Here is a 17,774-nt window from a genome sequence, read left to right as displayed (position 1 = left end):
CCATCTCCCCTTGGGTCTCATCACAACTCCTGCAATCACACCGTGGCGCCGAACGCGCCACGAGCACGGTGATCAAAAGTCAGGAACCTGTGAGGAGTCCGCCTTCGAATCGACGTCGGAACTGTAAGGAATCTTTATGATCCTTGAACACCTCTTGACTTGATGGAGGTTGCCACTCCGGCCGACTTCGCCGCTGTCGATTCGCTGTGGCTAAAGCATGGAAGCAAGGGCGGCGAATCTGAACAAAACCGCCCCTTACTCACGGCCGCCTCACCTCCGCAACCCCTCCGCCTACCATCCGGGATTGTGACGCATCCGTGATTTCCCGGGACGGTGCCTGTCTGACTGGGAGAGCAACCCCTATACGGAGGACTGTGCTTGATGCCGTTGAGGAAAGAGCTGCCAGGCCGTGCCGGGCAGGAGGAGGACGGGGCCGGTGGTCTGCTTGCGGTCTCGGACGGGGATCATGCCGGGCTTCAGTTCCCCGACGCCCGAGCCCGCTCCCACACCCACGTCAAAGCTGGCATCCGACGCGGCAAGGCCCACTCCCTCGACCTGATGCCCTCCCTCTACTTCAAGGTCAACCAAGCCTGGTGCACCCTCCTCGCACTGGCCACCGGCGGGCCCCTGCGACGGCTAGACATCGCAGGTCACGCCGCCGGCTGGTCCCTTCCGGGACAACTGACCCGCGCGGCCGCCTGCGCCCCGTGTACGGTCATGGTCGCTTCGTCGGTGCATCGTCATCTCCCGCCCTGCCCTTCGACCACGGCCGTCGATCACGCTGCGTGATCGGTGCGTCCCGTCCAACGAGCAGCCAAGGCCACGTCAACGCCTGCCACCTGACTGCTCCCCTGGGGAGAATCTGGGGAGTACGGGACGCTCCGGGGAGCGCGTGGGGAGAATCGGTTGCGTAACACGGCACGATCCCGAAAGGCCCTGAAAGAATCATCCGCGCAGGTCGGAGACGTGAATGACCGCATCGCGGCAGGTCACAGCAGTGCGGTAGACAACTTCAAGCGCATCTCGTCGTGGGCGGCGATCCTGTTCGCACCCACCCTCGTCGGGACGATCTACGGCATGAACTTCGAGAACATGCCCGAGCTGACCTGGACCTTCGGCTATCCCTTCGCCATCGGGCTGATGGGGGTCATCTGCACCGGTCTGTATGTGATCTTCAAGCGGCGGGGCTGGCTGTAGGACCCCGTCCGGCTAGATGAGGGACGCCACGTCGAGGTCGTCGAGGCCGGGGAGGGGCACCTGGCCGTCCTCGCTGAGTTCCGCCCAGACCGTCTTGCCGTGCCGGGCGTGCCGGGTGCCCCAGTGCTCGGCGAGCTGGGCGACCAGCAGCAGGCCGCGTCCTCCCTCGTCGTAGTTCTGGGCGCGGCGCAGGTGGGGTGTGGTGCTGCCGGCGTCGGAGACCTCGCACATCAGGGCGCCGTCGTGGATGAGGCGCAGCCGGATGGGGGGCCGGCCGTAGCGGATGGCGTTGGTGACGAGTTCGCTGACGACCAGCTCGGTGGTGAAGTCGAGTTCCTCAAGGCCCCAGTCGGTCAGCTGCCGGGCCGCGTTGGCGCGGGCCCGGGAGACCGCCGCCGGGTCGGCCTCCAGGTCCCAGGCCGCGACCTGGCGGTCGCCGAGGGTGCGGGTGCGGGCCAGCAGCAGGGCGACGTCGCCGTGCGGCCGGTCCTCGGGCAGCAGGGTCCGCAGCACCGTGTCGCAGGCCTCCTCCAGGGAGTCCGCGGGCCGGGCGAGGGCCTCGCGCAGCAGTTCCTGGCCGGCCCCGACGTCGTGCCCGCGGGCCTCGACCAGGCCCTTGGTGTACAGGGCGAGGAGGCTTCCCTCGGGCAGGTCGACGTCGACCGCCTCGAAGGGCAGCCCGCCCACGCCGAGGGGCGGGCCGGACGGGAGGTCGAGGAGGTCGACGGTGCCGTCCGGGGCCACCACCGCGGGGGGCACATGTCCGGCGCGGGCGAGCGAGCAGCGGCCCGTGACCGGGTCGTGGACGGCGTACAGGCAGGTCGCGCCCAGGTCGCCGGTGGCGGGTGCCTCCGGGTCGGTCGCGGCCTCGGCGGCGAGCCGGATGACGACGTCGTCCAGGTGGGTGAGGAGTTCGTCGGGCGGCAGGTCGAAGTCGGCGATGGTACGGACCGCGGTCCTCAGGCGGCCCATGGTGGCGGCGGCGTGGATGCCGTGGCCGACCACGTCGCCCACGACCAGGGCGACCCTGGCGCCGGACAGCGGGATCACGTCGTACCAGTCGCCGCCCACCCCGGCCCGGTCGCCCGCCGGCAGGTAGCGGGTGGCGACGTCCACGGCGGACTGGTCCGCGGTGCCCTGCGGGAGCAGGCTGCGCTGGAGGCTGAGGGCAGTGGCGCGGGCGTGGGTGTAGCGGCGGGCGTTGTCGACGGCGACGGCGGCCCGGGCGGCGATCTCCTGGGCGAGCAGGAGGTCCTCGTCGTCGAAGACCTCCTGGGCGCGGTACCTGAGGAAGCGGGCGACGCCGAGGGTGGTGCCGCGGGCGGTGAGGGGCAGGACCAGGCCGGTGCCGTCGCGGTCCCGGGAGGGGTGGCCGGTGGCCAGGGCGTGCGCGGAGGGCGAGTCGGGGGGACAGAGGTACCGCTCCCGGGGTTCGATCATCGGTTCGACATCCCCCGCGGATGCCCGCTGTGCCATCCGGCGCAGGACGGGGGGATCCGTGGGCGGGGTGCCGTCGACCACCGAGTCCAGCAGGTCGACGGTGACACCGTCGGCGAAACGGTCGGTGGCGAGGTCGGCCAGCTCCTGGGTGGTACGGGCGATGTCGAGGGTGGTCCCGATGCGCTGTCCGGCCTCGGTCACCACCGACAGCCGCCACCGCAGCCTGCGGTCCCGCTCCTCCTGGAAGGCGGCGACGCCCTGCTCGGAGGAGCGGTCGACGTAGGCGGTGGCGGTGGCGACCATGCGCCGCGCCGTGGCGCTGATCAGCTCCGGGTCGTCGGTCAGCCGGGGCAGTTCCGCGAGCATCGCGTCGACGACCACGCTCTCGGCGAGCCGCTGGGCCCGCAGGATGGCGGTGACGGCGGTACCGTGCCGGGCCAGCCTGCGGGAGTGCTCCATGTCGGTGGGCGGCAGCCCGATGGTGGCCGGGTCGATGCCGTGCCGGAGTCCGGTGAGGACGCCGTTGATGTGCTCGGCGATGTTGGACGCCGTCTTCCCGGCGATCTCGGGGGTGCTCCACAGCTCGGGCACCTCGCGCCGCAGAAGCCGCGTCACCTCGGCGATCAGCTCGTCCGCCCGGGGAACGAGCCGTCGCGCGGCGCTGGACAACAGACCGTCCGCTGTGAGGTCCACACCCTCGACGGTACGCCGAACGGCGGCCGTGCGAATCTCAGCCGCCGGCGGCCCCGCGGGCGCGGCGCTCGGCGCCCAGGCGGGCGTAGTGCTCGATCAGCCCGGGGTCGTCCACGGCGGCGGGGCTGACGACCTGCTCGGCGGGGGCGCCCTGGAGCAGCCGTTTGACGGGCACCTCCAGCTTCTTGCCGGTGCGGGTGTGCGGGATGCCGGGGACGGCGAGGATCTCGTCGGGGACGTGCCGGGGCGAGACGCCGGTCCTGATCGCCTCGCGGATCCGCTCACGGAGGGTGTCGTCCAGCTCCGTTCCCTCGGCGGGGACCACGAACAGGGGCATCCAGTAGCCGCCGTCGGGTTCCTCGGCCCCGATGACCAGGGCCTCGGCGATCTCGGGCAGGCGTTCGACGACCTCGTGGATGTCGGCGCTGCCGAGCCGGACGCCGTTGCGGTTGAGGGTGCTGTCGGAGCGCCCGTGCACGATGACCGAGCCGTGCGGGGTGACGGTGATCCAGTCGCCGTGCCGCCAGACGCCGGGCCGGTCGGCGAAGTAGGCCTCGCGGTAGCGGCTGCCGTCGGGGTCGTTCCAGAAGTACAGCGGCATCGACGGCATGGGGCGGGTGACGACCAGTTCCCCGACCCGGTCCACGAGGGGCGCGCCGTCCTCGTCGTGGGCGGCGAGGGCCACGCCCAGGTGGGGCGCGGACAGCTCGCCCGCCCAGACGGGGGTGGTGGGCGCGCTGCCCGCGAAGCCGGACACCACGTCGGTGCCGCCGCTGATGGAGGCGAGCAGGACGTGCGCGCCGACGTGGTCGCGGACCCACGGGTAGGCGGAGGCGGGCAGGGCGGAGCCGGTGCAGCCGACCACCCGGACGGCGGACAGGTCGTGCACCGAGGGGTCGATGCCGAACTTGGCCATGCCGAGCAGGTACTGGGGGCTGGTGCCGAAGACGGTCACCCGGTGCCGGGCGGCCAGCTCCCACAGCACGTCGGGGCGGGCGAGAGGCGCCGGGCTGCCGTCGTAGGCGCAGGCGGTGGCCCCGGTGAGCAGGGTGGAGGCGACCAGGTTCCACATCATCCAGTGGGTGGTGGTGTACCAGAGCAGGCGGTCGCCGGGGCCGAGGTCGCAGTGCAGGCCGAGGGTCTTGAGGTGTTCCAGCAGCACCCCGCCGTGACCGTGCACGATGCCCTTGGGCAGGCCGGTGGTGCCGGAGGAGAAGACGATCCACAGCGGGTGGTCGAAGGGCACCGGGGTGAAGACGGGCTCCTCGGCCCGGGAGGCGGCGTCCTCCCAGGGGACGGCGAGGCAGGGGTGCCCCTCGGACGGCCACGGCAGGTCCAGCCGGCTCACCAGCAGGGTGGCCTTGAGCGTCGGCAGGGCGTGGGCGAGTTCGACGGCTGCGGCCCGGCGGTCGTGCGCGGTGCCGTTGAAGAGGTAGCCGTCGGCGGCGACCAGCACGGTCGGTTCGAGCTGCGCGAAGCGGTCGGCGGCGGCCCGCGGGGCGTAGTCCTGCCCGCACACCGACCACACCGCGCCGAGGCTGGCGGCGGCGAGGAAGGCGACGATCGCGTGCGGGGTGTGCGGGAGGTAGCCGACGACCCGGTCGCCCTCGCCGACGCCGAGCTCGCGCAGGGTGGCGGCGACGGAGGCGACCCGGGCGCGCAGTTCCCGACCGGTCACCTCGTGGCCGGCTCCGGTCTCGTCCAGGGCGAGGATCGCGGGCCGGTCGGCGGCGAGGCCGCGCAGGGCGTGGTGGGCGTAGTTGAGGGTGGCGCCGGGGAACCAGCGGGCGCCGGGCATCCGCTCCTCGGCGAGCACCCGCTCGTAGGGGGTGTCGGCGTCGATGTCGAAGTACTCCCACACCGCGCCCCAGAACGCCTCCAGTTCGGTGACGGACCAGTGGTGCAGGGCCGCGTAGTCGGTGCCGTCCAGGCCGGCGCGGCGGGCGAAGTCCGCGATGCGGCTGCCGGCCGCGCTGCGGGGGTCGGGGGTGGCGAAGGGGTGGGGGCCGGTCATGGTGCGGCGCTCCTCAGCAGGGTGTCCCGGGCGGTCGGGGTGGGGGCGGGAAGGGGGGTTCGGGCGGTGTGCAGCAGGGCCGCCCAGTCGGCGGTGGCGGTGAAGTCGCGGCCGCGGGCGGGCACGACGTCCAGGACGATCCGGTCGGGGCGCAGCAGGACGGCGTCGGCCCGGCCGGCGCGCAGCCAGGCGGTGAGGGTGCCGTCGTCGCCGAGGCCGGCGGCGCCGACCGTCCGGGCGCCGAGGCCGGCGGCGAGCGCGGTCAGCGCGGGCGGGGGTTCGCCGGCGGTGAGCACGGTGAAGGCGTCGCCGAGCGTCTCGTCCAGGCGCACCCGCCGCCCGCCGGCGGTGACCCAGGGCTGCGGGCAGTGGGTGCCGGCCAGTCCGCGCCGCCCGTGGCGCCGCACCAGCGGTCCGGCGGTGAGGGCCGGGCCGAGGTCGCGGGCGAGGGACCGGCTCAGGCCGGGGGTGCGGACGGCGGCGGAGAGCAGGCCTCGGCGCAGGGCGGCGGCACCGTCCTGGCCGCCGGTCATGGCCCAGCCCAGGGCGACCGCGAGCCGGATCATCCGCCGTGCGTGCGGGCGGCGTTCGCCCTCGTAGGTGTCCAGCAGCCCCTCCCCGCCGCCCTGGCGCAGCACCCGGGCCAGCTTCCAGGTGAGGTTGTGGGCGTCGCGCAGTCCCGCGCACAGTCCCTGTCCGATGAACGGGGGTGTGAGGTGGGCGGCGTCGCCGAGCAGGAAGACGCGCCCGGCGCGCCACCGGTCGGCGATGCGGGCCCGGAAGGTGTACTCCGCCTCACGGACGACCTCGAAGTCCCCGTCGTACGAGGGCGGCAGCCAGGGTGCGGCCAGTTCACGGACCGGGGCCCGCCGTTCGCCGTCCCGCAGCCGGAACTCCCAGCGGTAGCGGTCCTCGCCGACCCGCATGAAGGTCGCCGGGCGCCGGGGGTCGCAGACCTGGTCGACGCCCTCCCAGCAGCGGACCGCGGCCGGCGTGCGGACGTCGACGACGGTCCAGCGCTCCTCGAAGCGCAGGTCCTCCCAGACCGCCCCGACGGCTTGCCGGGTCAGGCTGTTGGCTCCGTCGCAGCCGAGGACCGCCTCGGCCCGCAGCAGGTGGTCCCCGTACTCGTCGCGGTACGTCACCCGCACCGGTCCCCCGGTGTCCGGGCCGACCGCGGTGACCTCGGCACCGGTGACGAGTGCGCACTCCGGGAACCGGGCCAGGGCGGCGCGCAACAGCCTTTCCAGTTCCGGCTGTTCGAACATGTTGGTCTGCGGGTAGCCGTGCGGTCCCTGTCCGGCGCGGCGGAACTCGGCCATCACCCGGTGCCGGGAGTCCAGCAGGCGCAGCCCGTTGCCGGGGCGGGCGAGGGCGGCGAACTCCTCGCCGATGCCCGCGGACTGGAGGATGCGGCGCACCTCGTCGTCGACGACGAGGGCCCGCGGGAGGGGGTAGACGTCCCGGTGGCGTTCCAGGACGACGCTGCGGACGCCGCGCCGGGCGAGGAGGAGGGCGGCCAGCACGCCCACCGGGCCGGCGCCGACGATCACCACGGGTACGTCCGTCGAGTCGTGCTCGACCTTCATCTGCGGCTCTTTTCGTGGTTCGGTTACGCGTCCACGACGGGCGTACGCTGCTCGCCGAGGTCGATCCGGCCGTCGGGGGTGGTGATCGTCGCCGTGATCACGTCCCCCGCGCTCAGGTAACGGGGGTTCCTGGCCTGGCTCTTGAAGAACGTCCGCCACTTCACCGCGGGCGGCAGCAGCGCGCCGATCTTCTCGATCGCCTTGGGCGGGGCCTTGAGCGCCGTGCCGCCGGGGGTTCCGGTCAGCAGCAGGTCACCGGCGTCCAGGGTCTGGAAGCGGGCCAGCAGGGTCAGGGCCCGGGCCGGGCGGACGATCATGTCGGTGAGGGTGCGGTCCTGACGCACCTCGCCGTTGACGCTCAGCCGCAGCCGGAGGTCGGGCAGGAACGCGAAGTCCTCCGGCTCCAGCAGGGCGAGGTAGGGCCCGGTGGGCGTGAAGGTGGGGTACGACTTGCTCTCGTAGAACTGGGTCCTGGTCAGCTGGATGTCGCGGGCGCTGATGTCGTTGGTGACGACGAGCCCGGCGACGTGTGAGGGCAGGTCCCGTTCCTCGACGACCGTGCCGACGGGCAGGGGCGCGCCCATGACGAGGCCGAGTTCGATCTCGTAGTCGAGGAGCGTCACATGGGCGGGGCGCACGACGGGCTCGCCGGGGCCGCTGACGGAGCCGGACGCCTTGCGGAAGAACGCGGGCGGGATGTCTCCGGTGAAGCCCGAGTCGCGGGCGTGGCTGCGGTAGTTGACCATCTGGGCGACCACCCGGCAGGGGGTGGTGACCGGGGACAGCGCGGCGAGGTCGGCGACGGGTGTGCCGGGTTCGTCCGAGCGGGCGGCCCGCCGGACGGCGGCCCGGTCGTCGATCAGTTCGGCGGTGGTGACGGCCTTGGTGTCGACGGGGACGGCGCGTTCGCCGCGTACGGCCCACCAGCCGTCGGCGGTGCGCAGGACGTTGGTGCTCATGAGTTCACTGCCTTCAGCAGGCCCAGCAGACGGGCGGGGTCGAGTTCGTTGTCGCCGCGCAGGGCGTGCAGCACCTCGCGGAGTTTGGCGGGGGACGGGGTGGCGCCGAGGAAGTCCCGGGTGGCGGGCGGGCCCCACTGGGCGAGTCCGCTGCTGGACATGGGCGCCCAGCCGGGCTCGGTGTCCTCGGAGAACAGGTCGCCGTCGGCGAAGTGCTCCACCATGAGGCGGTCGGGGTCACGCCAGTAGTCGAAGAGCTGGCTGCCCTGGATGTGCCGGCCGATGCCCCAACTGCGGCGGTGGCCGCGCTCCTTGAGGTACTCCCCGCCGGCGGCGATGGCGTCCAGGTCGGTGACCTGGTAGGCGGAGTGGACGTAGCCGGTGCCCGGGCCCAGGTGCAGGGCGAGCGTGTGGTGGTCGGCCGGGACCGGGCCCAGGTCGCAGCGGACGAAGGCCATGGTCGGGCCTCGGCCGCGCTGTCCGTCCAGGAAGAGGAAGTCGGACACGATCATCCCGAGGGTGTCCAGGTACCAGTCCAGGGTGCGGGCGAACACCCGTGTCTCCAGGACGACATGGCCCAGGCGCTGGATCCGGGACGGCTCGCGGGGCGGGCGCTGCGGGGCGTTGACCCGGGGGCTGCGGATGCCCCGGTTGAGGAGCAGCGGCCGCTGTCCGGGCAGCGCGGGCAGCGGGCCGGCGCAGTGCACGACCTTGACCGGGAGGCCGGAGGGGTCGAGCAGGGCGACGGCCCGGCCGCCGCCCGGCACGTCGGACTCGCGCACGGAGGTGCCGGTGGCGCGGGCCAGCCGGTCGAGGTCGGCGCGCTCGGCGGCGCGGAAGGCCGGCCCGACGAAGCGGGAGGCGCGGCCGCGCCGGATCACCACGCAGGGCGGTCCGGCGAAGGTGCCCCGCAGCCACAGCTCGCGTTCGGTGCGGGCGGCGGTGGCGAAGCCGAAGTCGTGGGCGAAGACCTCGGCGCGGTCCAGGTCCGGCTTCTCGAACTCCAGCCAGGCCAGGTCGGTCACCTTGATCACGGGGTTCCGGGAGCGGCCCGGGTGTTCGCCGCGCAGGGCGCCCTGCTCGCTGTGGAGGTCCTGATGGGCCGTCCTGGCGTCGGCCCCGTGGACGCGGGTTTCAGACATGGTGCCCTCCGAGCGGCATCGCTTGTTGAGGAAATCATCAAGTTCGATGAATCCCTCGTCAAGGTGTGCGCGGCGCGAAATGATGAAACCATCAGAATTGTGATCGGGGTCTCCGGCACGGCTAGACTCTGCTCCATGCCTACGTCAGCCCCGCCCAGCAACCGGTTCGAGCGGCGTCGCGCCGAGACGCGGGGGGCGCTGATCCGCGCCGCCCGGCAGATCCTCGCCGAGACCGGGGAGACCGGCGTCAGCATCCAGGCCATCGCCGAGCGCGCCGACGTCGGCTTCGGGTCCTTCTACAACCACTTCGACTCCAAGACGGAGCTGTTCGAGGCGGCGGTGGTGGACGCGCTGGAGGAGTTCGGCCGGACCTTCGACGAGCGGCTCAGGGGGATCGACGACCCGGCGGAGCTGGTCGCCGCCGGCTTCCGGTACAGCGCGCGCATGGCCGACTCGCACCCGGAGCTGATGCAGATCCTGCGGCGCCGCGGGCTGGCCCGCATCCACTCGGACAACGGCCTGGCCCGGCGGGCGCTGCGCGACGTGGCGGTCGGGGTCGACTCCGGCCGCTTCACCGCGGTCGATCCGACGGCCGCGCTCACCGCGCTGGGCGGCACCCTGCTCTCCCTGATCGAACTGCGCTTCGCCCGCCCCGACCTGGACGGCGACGAGGCCAGTTCGGCTTTGGCCGAACTGGCCCTGCGCATGCTGGGCGTGCCTCCCGCGGAGGCCCACGAGGTAGCCCGCCGCCCCTTGCCCGACCTGACCTGACCCGACGCGGCCTGGCCTGACCCGACCCGACCTGACCCGACCTGACCCGGTCCGGGAGGCGCCCGGCGTCCGACCCTCCGACCCACTATAAACCCGGTGTATACACGCGACGTATAGTCGCGGCATGCCTTCTCCGACCAAGAAGATGAAGAAAACGGGGGCCGCGTTCCTCGCCGCCATGACCCTGTCCGCCACCGCGGCGCTCACCGGCTGCACGCACCTGGACACCACCTCGCCCGCCGACGTCCGCGCGGAGGCGAGCACCGGCGTCCAGGCCCGCGCCGGGACCGTCGACTGCCGCGAGGTGAAGTGCATCGCGCTGACCTTCGACGCCGGCCCCAGCGAGAACTCGCCGCGGCTGCTGGACATCCTGAAGGAGGAGCAGGTCCCGGCGACCTTCTTCCTCCTCGGCGCACGGCATATCGAGAAGTACCCGGAGCTGGTGAAACGCATGGCCGACGAAGGGCACGAGGTGGCCAGCCACACCTGGGACCACAAGATCCTCACCGATCTCGAACCGGACGAGATACGCGAGGAGTTGCGCCGCCCGAACGAGGAGATAGAGCGCCTGACCGGGCGCCGCCCGACCCTGATGCGCCCGCCGCAGGGCCGCACCGACGACACCGTGCACGAGATCTGCCGCGAACTGGGGCTCGCCGAGGTGCTGTGGAGCGTGACGGCCAAGGACTACAAGACCAACGACTCGGCGCTCATCGAGCAGCGCGTCCTCGACCAGTCCGAACGGGACGGGATCATCCTGCTGCACGACATCTACCGGGGCACCGTGCCCGCGGTGCCCGGGATCATAGAGGAGCTGAAGAAGCGGGGGTTCGTGTTCGTGACGGTGCCTCAACTGCTCGCCCCGGGACGGGCCGAGCCCGGGGAGGTCTACCGGCCCTGAGCGTCGACGGCCCGCCTACGCCACCGTGCCGACCGGGTGCGGGGTCAAGTGACTGAGGAGTGTACGACGGGACTTTCACCACACGCCCTAAGATCGTCGGGTGGTGAACTTCCGGCTCGAACGCACGGCGCCCCTCTCCCCCGAGGAGGCCTGGCGCCGCCTCACCGAGTGGCCCCGCCACGGGGAGGTCGTCCCGCTGACCCGGGTCACCGTGCTCACCCCCGGCCCCAACCGGGAGGGCACGGTCTTCGTGGCGCGCTCGGGCCTCGGCCCGTTCGCCTTCGACGACCGGATGGAGGTCACCGTGTGGCGGCCTCCCACGGACGACACCCCCGGGCTGTGCCGGCTGGAGAAGCGGGGCCGCGTGGTGCTGGGCTGGGCCGAGATCGAGGTGCGGCCCGGCCCCGGCGGACGGGCCCGGGTGCTGTGGCGCGAGGAACTCCGGGTGCGCGGGGTGCCGGGGGCGTTCGACCGGCCCCTCGCGGCCACGTCCCGGCATGTGTTCGGACGGGCCGTCAACAGCCTGCTGCGCCGGCCTTGAGGGCGGCCTGACAGACTGACCCCATGATCTCAAGTAATGCTGTGGGGACGGCAGTTGAGGAGGTCGAGGAGCTCGCGGCGGAAGCGCTGCGCTGGCTGCTCGCACAGGCGCGGGAGGTCGGGGAGGGCGGCCTGGGCTGGCCCGTAAGGCCCTCGGACCCGGAGTGCGACCCGATGTTCTACAACGGGACGGCCGGCATCGTCCCGGCCCTGCTGGAGGCGTGGCGGACCGGCGGCGACGACACGTACGCCGACGCCGCCGTGCGCGCCGCGCGCGGCCTGGCGGTGATGGCGGAGGAGACCGAGGACAGCTCCCTGTACTTCGGCCTCACCGGGATGGCGCTCGCACTGCGCGCCGTCCGCGACGAACTGGGCGACGAGGCAGCCGGAGCCGCCGCGGACCGCGCGATGGCACGGGTGCGCTCCCGGTTCGACGGGACGCGCTGGGGCGAGCTGTTCGAGCTGATGGGCGGCAACGCGGGCATCGGCCTCGGCGCGCTGGCGCTCGGCGACACCGAGTTCGCCGTACGGGCGGTGGAGCCGTACCTCGGCGCGGCGGAGCGCACCGCCGCCGGGGTGCAGTGGCCGTACCGGCCCGGAATCGCCGGGCGGATGCACCACATCTCGCACGGCACGCTCGGGGTGGTGCCCGCGCTGGCCGTGATCGGAACCGCGGCCGACCGCGCGGACCTGGTCGAACTGGCCCTGGCGGGCGCCGCGGACGTCGTCGCGCGCGACGAGGCCGGTCCCGAGGGCTTCCTGGTCCCGCACTCCGATCCGCCGCACCGCGCCGAGCTGACCGCCCGGCACAACTACGGCTGGTGCCACGGTCCGTCCGGTGACGCGCAGGTCTTCCGGCTGCTGCGCGACGCGCTGGACGACTCGGCCTGGTCGGCGCTGGCCGACCGCTGCTGGCACACGGTCACCCTCTCCGGGCTCCCGGAGCGGACCAGTCCGGGCTTCTGGGACAACAACGGCCGCTGCTGCGGCACGGCGGGCGTGCTGGCGCTGGCCTGCGACCGGATCGCCGAGCAGGGCGACTCCCCGGACTTCGCCGGGGTGCTGGTGGCGGACCTCGCCGGGCGCGCCATCCGGGGTGCGGACGGCGCCCGCTGGTCGAACGTGGAGCACCGGGCCGTCCCCAGCGGCCTGGAGCCGGAGACCGGCTGGGCGATGGGCAACGCGGGCATCGTGCGGGAGCTGCTGCGCTTCGTACGGCTGAGCCGGGGCGGCGCCCCGGACTACGCGGCGGGCTGGCCCGACCAGCCCCCGGTGCGCCGGGGTGTCCCTCAGGCCACCGAGCCGATCCGGCCGGCCGGTGCGGCGCTGGTGTCGTGATGGATCGGCGTGTGCGCGCCGGTCAGTGAGACCCCGCTGCCACCGCGCCGGGCGGCGACGATCTCGGCCGCGATCGACAGGGCCGTCTCCTCGGGCGTACGGGCGCCGAGGTCGAGGCCGATCGGGGAGCGCAGCCGGGCCAGTTCGAGTTCGGTGACGCCCACCTCGCGCAGCCGTTCGTTGCGGTCGAGGTGGGTGCGGCGCGAGCCCATCGCGCCGACGTAGGCGACCGGCAGGCGCAGGGCGAGCCGCAGCAGGGGTACGTCGAACTTGGCGTCGTGGGTGAGGACGCACAGGACGGTGCGGGCGTCGACGCGGGTGCGCTCCAGGTAGCGGTGCGGCCAGTCGACGACGATCTCGTCGGCCTCGGGAAAGCGGGCCCTGGTCGCGAAGACGGGCCGCGCGTCGCAGACCGTCACATGGTGGCCGAGGAACTTGCCGACCCGTACCAGCGCCGACGCGAAGTCGATCGCGCCGAAGACGATCATCCGGGGCGGCGGCACGGAGGACTCCACCAGCACCGTCAGCGGGCTGCCGCAGCGCGAGCCCTGCTCGCCGATCTCCAGGGTGCCGGTGCGGCCGGCGTCCAGCAGGGCGGCGGCCTCGGCCGCGACCGTGCGGTCCAGTGCGGGATGGCCGCCGAGGCCGCCCTCGTGCCCGGCGCCGTCGGAGCGCACCAGCAGGGCGCGGCCCATGAGTTCGGCCGGACCGGAGACGATCCGGGCCAGGGCCGCCGCCTCCCCCCGTGCGGCGGCGGCCAGGGCGGCGGTGACCACCGGGCGGGCCGGGTCGTCGGCCCGTACCGGTGTGACGAGGATGTCGATGATGCCGCCGCAGGTCAGGCCCACGGCGAAGGCGTCCTCGTCGCTGTAGCCGAAGCGCTCCAGGACGGTTTCGCCGTCCTGGAGGGCCTGTCGGCACAGCTCGTAGACGGCGCCCTCCACGCAGCCGCCGGAGACCGAGCCGATCGCCGTGCCCTCGCCGTCCACGGCGAGGGCCGCGCCGGGCTGTCGGGGCGCGCTGCCGCCGACGGCGACGACGGTGGCGACGGCGAAGTCACGCCCCTGCTCGACCCACCGGTTGAGTTCCTCGGCGATGTCCAGCATCTCTCGGTCTCCTTCAGGTGTTGGTGCGGAGGGCTCGGGGCTGCGGCTAGTGCACGCCGAGCCAGCTCTCGATCGGGTTGAGGGCGAAGAACACCACGAAGATCGCGGTCAGGGCCCACATGAACGCCCCGATCTCCCGGAGCCTGCCCTGCGCGGTCTTGATGGCGACGTACGAGATGACGCCGGCGGCGACACCCGCGGTGATGGAGTACGTGAACGGCATGACCACCACGGTCAGGAAGACCGGGATCGCCGTGGCGCGGTCGGCCCAGTCCACGTGCCGGGCGTTCATCATCATCATGGCGCCGATGACGACGAGGGCCGCGGCCGCGACCTCGCCGGGCACGATCGCCGTGAGCGGGGTGAAGAACAGACAGGCGGCGAAGAACAGGCCGGTGACGACCGAGGAGAGGCCGGTGCGGGCTCCCTCGCCGACGCCGGTCGCGGACTCCACGAACACGGTCTGGCCGGAGGCGCCGGAGACGCCGCCGATCGCGCCGCCCGCGCCGTCGATGAACAGCGCCTTGGACAGGCCCGGCATCCGGCCCTTGTCGTCGGCGAGCTTCGCCTCGGTACCGACGCCGATGATGGTGGCCATCGCGTCGAAGAACCCGGCGAGGACCAGGGTGAAGACGATCATTCCGACCGTCATCGCGCCGACCTCGCCCCAGCCGCCGAACTCGACGTCGCCGAAGAGGGAGAAGTCCGGCATGGAGACCGCGCTGCCGTGCAGTTCGGGAGCGCCGCCGGCCCACTGCTTCGGGTCGACCGCGTCCACGGCGTTGAGGACGACGGCCAGCACGGTGCCGCCGACGATGCCGATCAGGATCGCGCCGGGGACGCCCCGCGCCTGCAGCATGAAGATCGCCAGCAGGGTCAGGGCGAACAACAGCACCGGCCAGCCCGCGAGTTCGCCCGCCGGGCCGAGGGTGAGCGGGGTGGACTCGCCCTGGTGGACGAAGCCCGCCTTGGAGAAGCCGATCAGGGCGACGAAGAGTCCGATGCCCATGGTGATCGCGTGCTTGAGGGCCAGCGGGATCGCGTTCATGATCAACTCGCGCAGGCCGGTGACGACCAGCAGCATGATGACCACGCCGTACATCACGCACATGCCCATGGCCTGCGGCCAGGTCATCTGCGGGGCGACCTGCGAGGCGAGGACGCCGGAGACGGACAGGCCGGCGGCGAGGGCCAGCGGCACCTTGCCGAAGAAGCCCATCAGCAGTGTGCTGAGGGCCGCCGCGAACGCGGTCGCGGTGATCAGGGCCTGCTGGCCGAGGGTGTTCCCGGCGACGTCCTTGCCGGACAGGATCAGGGGGTTGAGCAGAAGGATGTACGCCATCGCCATGAAGGTGGTGACGCCGCCGCGCACTTCGCGCGCGAGCGAGGAGTCTCTCCTGGTGATGTGAAAGTACCGGTCCAGCCAGGACCGTCCGGCCGGGACGCGTGAGCCTGTGCCCGCGTCTTCGGCGACGGTCCTCGGCTCCAGTGACTGCTGGGTCATGTGGGCCTACTCCCAAGGTTCAAAGGGGCACCCGCATCGACAACCGCCTTCGCGGCTGCGGGATTTGGGAAGGTGCTTCGGCCGCACGACCCGGGGGACGGCCCGAGACGAACGAACTGGATCCTCCGGGCGGCGCGGCGAAGTGTGACGTTCCCGGCGCCGCCCGGAGAGACTTGCGGTGTTTCCCTACGCCGTACCGGTGAGGTGTTCCGGCCGTACCGGCGTCCGGTCGAGCTCCAGCCCCGTCGCGTTCCGGATCGCCGCGAGGACGGCCGGGGTCGAGGACAGGGTGGGTGCCTCGCCGATGCCGCGCAGCCCGTACGGGGCGTGGTCGTCGGCGAGTTCGAGCACATCGACGGGGATGGTCGGTGTGTCGAGGATCGTGGGGATCAGGTAGTCCGTGAAGGAGGGGTTCTTCACCTTCGCCGTCTTGGGGTCGACGATGATCTCCTCCATCACCGCGACGCCGAGACCCTGGGTGGTGCCGCCCTGGATCTGCCCGACGACGGAGAGCGGGTTGAGCGCCTTGCCGACGTCCTGGGCGCAGGCCAGTTCGATCACCTTGACCAGGCCCAGCTCGGTGTCCACCTCCACCACGGCGCGGTGCGCGGCGAAGGAGTACTGGACGTGGCCGTTGCCCTGGCCGGTGCGCAGGTCGAAGGCCTCGGTCGGCCGGTGCCGCCACTCCTCCTCGACCTCGACGCTCTCGCCCTCCAGCACGTCCGTCAGGCCGGCCAGGACCTCGCCGCCGTCGGTGACGACCTTGCCGCCCTCCAGCAGGAGTTCGGCGGTGGCCCAGGCGGGGTGGTAGGAGCCGAACTTGCGGCGCCCGATCTCCAGGACCTTCTCCCGGACCAGTTCGCAGGCGTTCTTCACGGCGCCGCCGGTGACGTACGTCTGCCGGGAGGCGGAGGTCGAACCGGCGCTGCCCACCTGGGTGTCGGCCGGGTGGATGGTCACCTGGGTGACGCCCAGCTCGGTGCGGGCGATCTGCGCGTGGACGGTGACGCCGCCCTGGCCGACCTCGGCCATCGCGGTGTGCACGGTCGCGACGGGCTCACCGCCGATGACCTCCATGCGGACCTTGGCGGTGGAGTAGTCGTCGAAGCCCTCGGAGAAGCCGACGTTCTTGATGCCGACGGCGTAGCCGATGCCGCGCACCACGCCCTCGCCGTGGGTGGTGTTGGACAGACCGCCCGGCAGCTGCCGTACGTCGGCGCCCTCGCTGGACTCCCACTGGCGCTCCGGCGGCAGCGGCATCGCCTTGACGCGGCGCAGCAGTTCGGCGACCGGGGCCGGCGAGTCGACCCGCTGGCCGGTCGGCAGGAGCGTGCCCTGTTCCATGGCGTTGAGCTGCCGGAACTCCACCGGGTCCATGCCGAGTTCCTTGGCCAGCTTGTCCATCTGCGCCTCGTAGGCGAAGCAGGCCTGGACCGCGCCGAAGCCGCGCATGGCGCCGCAGGGCGGGTTGTTGGTGTAGAGGGCGATGGCCTCGATGTCGACGTCCTCGACGACGTACGGGCCGACGGAGAGCGAGGAGGCGTTGCCGACGACGGCCGGGGAGGCGGAGGCGTAGGCGCCGCCGTCCAGCACGATCCGGCACTTGAGGTGGGTGAGCTTGCCGTCCCTGGTGGCGCCGTGCTCGTAGTAGAGCTTGGCCGGGTGGCGGTGGACGTGCCCGAAGAAGGACTCGAAGCGGTTGTAGACGATCTTGACGGGCTTGCCGGTGCGCAGCGCCAGCAGACAGGCGTGGATCTGCATCGACAGGTCCTCGCGGCCACCGAAGGCGCCGCCGACACCGGAGAGCGTCATACGCACCTTCTCCTCGGGCAGGCCGAGGACGGGCGCGATCTGGCGCAGGTCGGAGTGGAGCCACTGGGTGGCGATGTAGAGGTGGACGCCGCCGTCCTCCTCGGGCACCGCGAGCCCGGACTCCGGGCCGAGGAAGGCCTGGTCCTGCATGCCGAAGGTGTACTCGCCGCGGACGATGACGTCGGCCCGCTGCGCGGCCTCTGCGGCGTCGCCGCGGACGATCGGCTGGCGGTGGACGATGTTGGGGTGCGGGACATGGCCGCTGTGGTGGTCGTCGCGGCCCTCGTGGACCAGGATCGCGTCGGGCGCGGTCGCGGACGCCTCGTCGGTGATGACGGGCAGTTCGCGGTACTCGACGTGGATCTTCGCGGCGGCGCGGCGGGCGGTCTCCGGGTGGTCGGCGGCGACGATCGCGACCGGCTCGCCGTGGTGGCGCACCTTGCCGTGGGCGAGGACCGGGGTGTCCTGGATCTCCAGGCCGTAGTTCTTCACCTCGGTGGGCAGGTCGTCGTAGGTGAGGACGGCGTAGACCCCCGGGGTGGCGAGGGCCTGGCTGGTGTCGATGGAGACGATCTCGGCGTGGGCGACCGTGGAGCGCAGGATCTGCCCCCACAGCATGTCCTCGTGCCACATGTCGGAGGAGTACGCGAACTCGCCGGTGACCTTGAGGGTGCCGTCCGGGCGGAGCGTGGACTCGCCGATGCCGCCCTTGGTCCGGGAACCCTGGGTGATCTTCGTGGGCGCGCCGCTGGTGGGCTTGGTGGGCAT

The 17,774-nt window shown here is 72.6% G+C and carries 13 protein-coding genes; 5 read left to right on the top strand and 8 right to left on the bottom strand.

Going from position 1 to position 17,774, the window contains the following annotated elements:
• Window positions 1–906: 906 nt before the first annotated feature.
• Window positions 907–1,197, top strand: coding sequence for a CorA family divalent cation transporter (locus tag AB0E07_RS23840; protein WP_362255580.1), 291 nt, complete (start codon window positions 907–909; stop codon window positions 1,195–1,197).
• Window positions 1,198–1,209: 12 nt separating this feature from the next.
• On the opposite strand, the gene AB0E07_RS23835 is transcribed toward AB0E07_RS23840, so the two are convergent.
• From AB0E07_RS23835 to AB0E07_RS23815, 5 genes are read right to left on the bottom strand one after another with little or no spacing between them, the layout of a single operon-like run.
• Window positions 1,210–3,330: a SpoIIE family protein phosphatase gene (locus AB0E07_RS23835; protein ID WP_362255577.1), complete on the bottom strand. Its 2,121-nt coding sequence runs from the start codon at window positions 3,328–3,330 to the stop codon at window positions 1,210–1,212.
• A gap of 37 nt (window positions 3,331–3,367) precedes the next feature.
• Window positions 3,368–5,344 carry an acetoacetate--CoA ligase gene (locus AB0E07_RS23830; protein ID WP_362255574.1) on the bottom strand — a complete coding sequence of 659 codons (1,977 nt, stop codon included), beginning with the start codon at window positions 5,342–5,344 and terminating at the stop codon, window positions 3,368–3,370.
• Entirely contained in the window at window positions 5,341–6,933 is a 1,593-nt protein-coding gene (locus tag AB0E07_RS23825) for a bifunctional 3-(3-hydroxy-phenyl)propionate/3-hydroxycinnamic acid hydroxylase (protein ID WP_362255571.1), read from the bottom strand. Before AB0E07_RS23825 ends, AB0E07_RS23830 begins: the two co-directional genes overlap by 4 nt.
• A 23-nt stretch (window positions 6,934–6,956) precedes the next feature.
• Window positions 6,957–7,892, bottom strand: coding sequence for a fumarylacetoacetate hydrolase family protein (locus AB0E07_RS23820; RefSeq protein WP_362255568.1), 936 nt, complete (start codon window positions 7,890–7,892; stop codon window positions 6,957–6,959).
• Window positions 7,889–9,034 carry a VOC family protein gene (locus tag AB0E07_RS23815; protein ID WP_362255566.1) on the bottom strand — a complete coding sequence of 382 codons (1,146 nt, stop codon included), beginning with the start codon at window positions 9,032–9,034 and terminating at the stop codon, window positions 7,889–7,891. Before AB0E07_RS23815 ends, AB0E07_RS23820 begins: the two co-directional genes overlap by 4 nt.
• Before the next feature lie 135 nt (window positions 9,035–9,169).
• On the opposite strand from AB0E07_RS23815, the gene AB0E07_RS23810 reads away from it, so the two are divergent.
• The 4 genes from AB0E07_RS23810 (at window position 9,170) to AB0E07_RS23795 (ending at window position 12,584) form a co-directional block, all read left to right on the top strand.
• Window positions 9,170–9,805 carry a TetR/AcrR family transcriptional regulator gene (locus tag AB0E07_RS23810; RefSeq protein ID WP_362255563.1) on the top strand — a complete coding sequence of 212 codons (636 nt, stop codon included), beginning with the start codon at window positions 9,170–9,172 and terminating at the stop codon, window positions 9,803–9,805.
• A gap of 145 nt (window positions 9,806–9,950) precedes the next feature.
• Complete coding sequence (locus AB0E07_RS23805) at window positions 9,951–10,706, top strand: polysaccharide deacetylase family protein (protein WP_362255750.1); 756 nt, start codon at window positions 9,951–9,953, stop codon at window positions 10,704–10,706.
• A gap of 100 nt (window positions 10,707–10,806) precedes the next feature.
• Window positions 10,807–11,247 (top strand): SRPBCC family protein, encoded by a 441-nt coding sequence (locus AB0E07_RS23800; RefSeq protein ID WP_362255560.1) that lies wholly within the window; start codon window positions 10,807–10,809, stop codon window positions 11,245–11,247.
• Window positions 11,248–11,270: 23 nt separating this feature from the next.
• Window positions 11,271–12,584, top strand: coding sequence for a lanthionine synthetase LanC family protein (locus tag AB0E07_RS23795; protein WP_362255558.1), 1,314 nt, complete (start codon window positions 11,271–11,273; stop codon window positions 12,582–12,584).
• Here AB0E07_RS23795 and AB0E07_RS23790 read toward each other — a convergent pair.
• From AB0E07_RS23790 to AB0E07_RS23780, 3 genes are all read right to left on the bottom strand, one after another.
• On the bottom strand, window positions 12,536–13,690 hold the full coding sequence (locus AB0E07_RS23790) for an XdhC/CoxI family protein (protein ID WP_362255555.1): 1,155 nt from the start codon (window positions 13,688–13,690) through the stop codon (window positions 12,536–12,538). The genes AB0E07_RS23795 and AB0E07_RS23790 overlap by 49 nt on opposite strands.
• 46 nt (window positions 13,691–13,736) lie before the next feature.
• Entirely contained in the window at window positions 13,737–15,194 is a 1,458-nt protein-coding gene (locus AB0E07_RS23785; RefSeq protein WP_362255553.1) for an NCS2 family permease, read from the bottom strand.
• A 186-nt stretch (window positions 15,195–15,380) separates the two neighbouring features.
• A complete protein-coding gene (locus tag AB0E07_RS23780) occupies window positions 15,381–17,774 on the bottom strand; it encodes a molybdopterin cofactor-binding domain-containing protein (protein WP_362255550.1) in 2,394 nt (797 codons plus the stop codon).

The sequence above is a fragment of the Streptomyces sp. NPDC048002 genome (genome assembly GCF_040653275.1).
In the GTDB taxonomy this organism is placed as follows: domain Bacteria; phylum Actinomycetota; class Actinomycetes; order Streptomycetales; family Streptomycetaceae; genus Streptomyces.
This window is presented reverse-complemented; position numbering and strand designations above follow the sequence as displayed.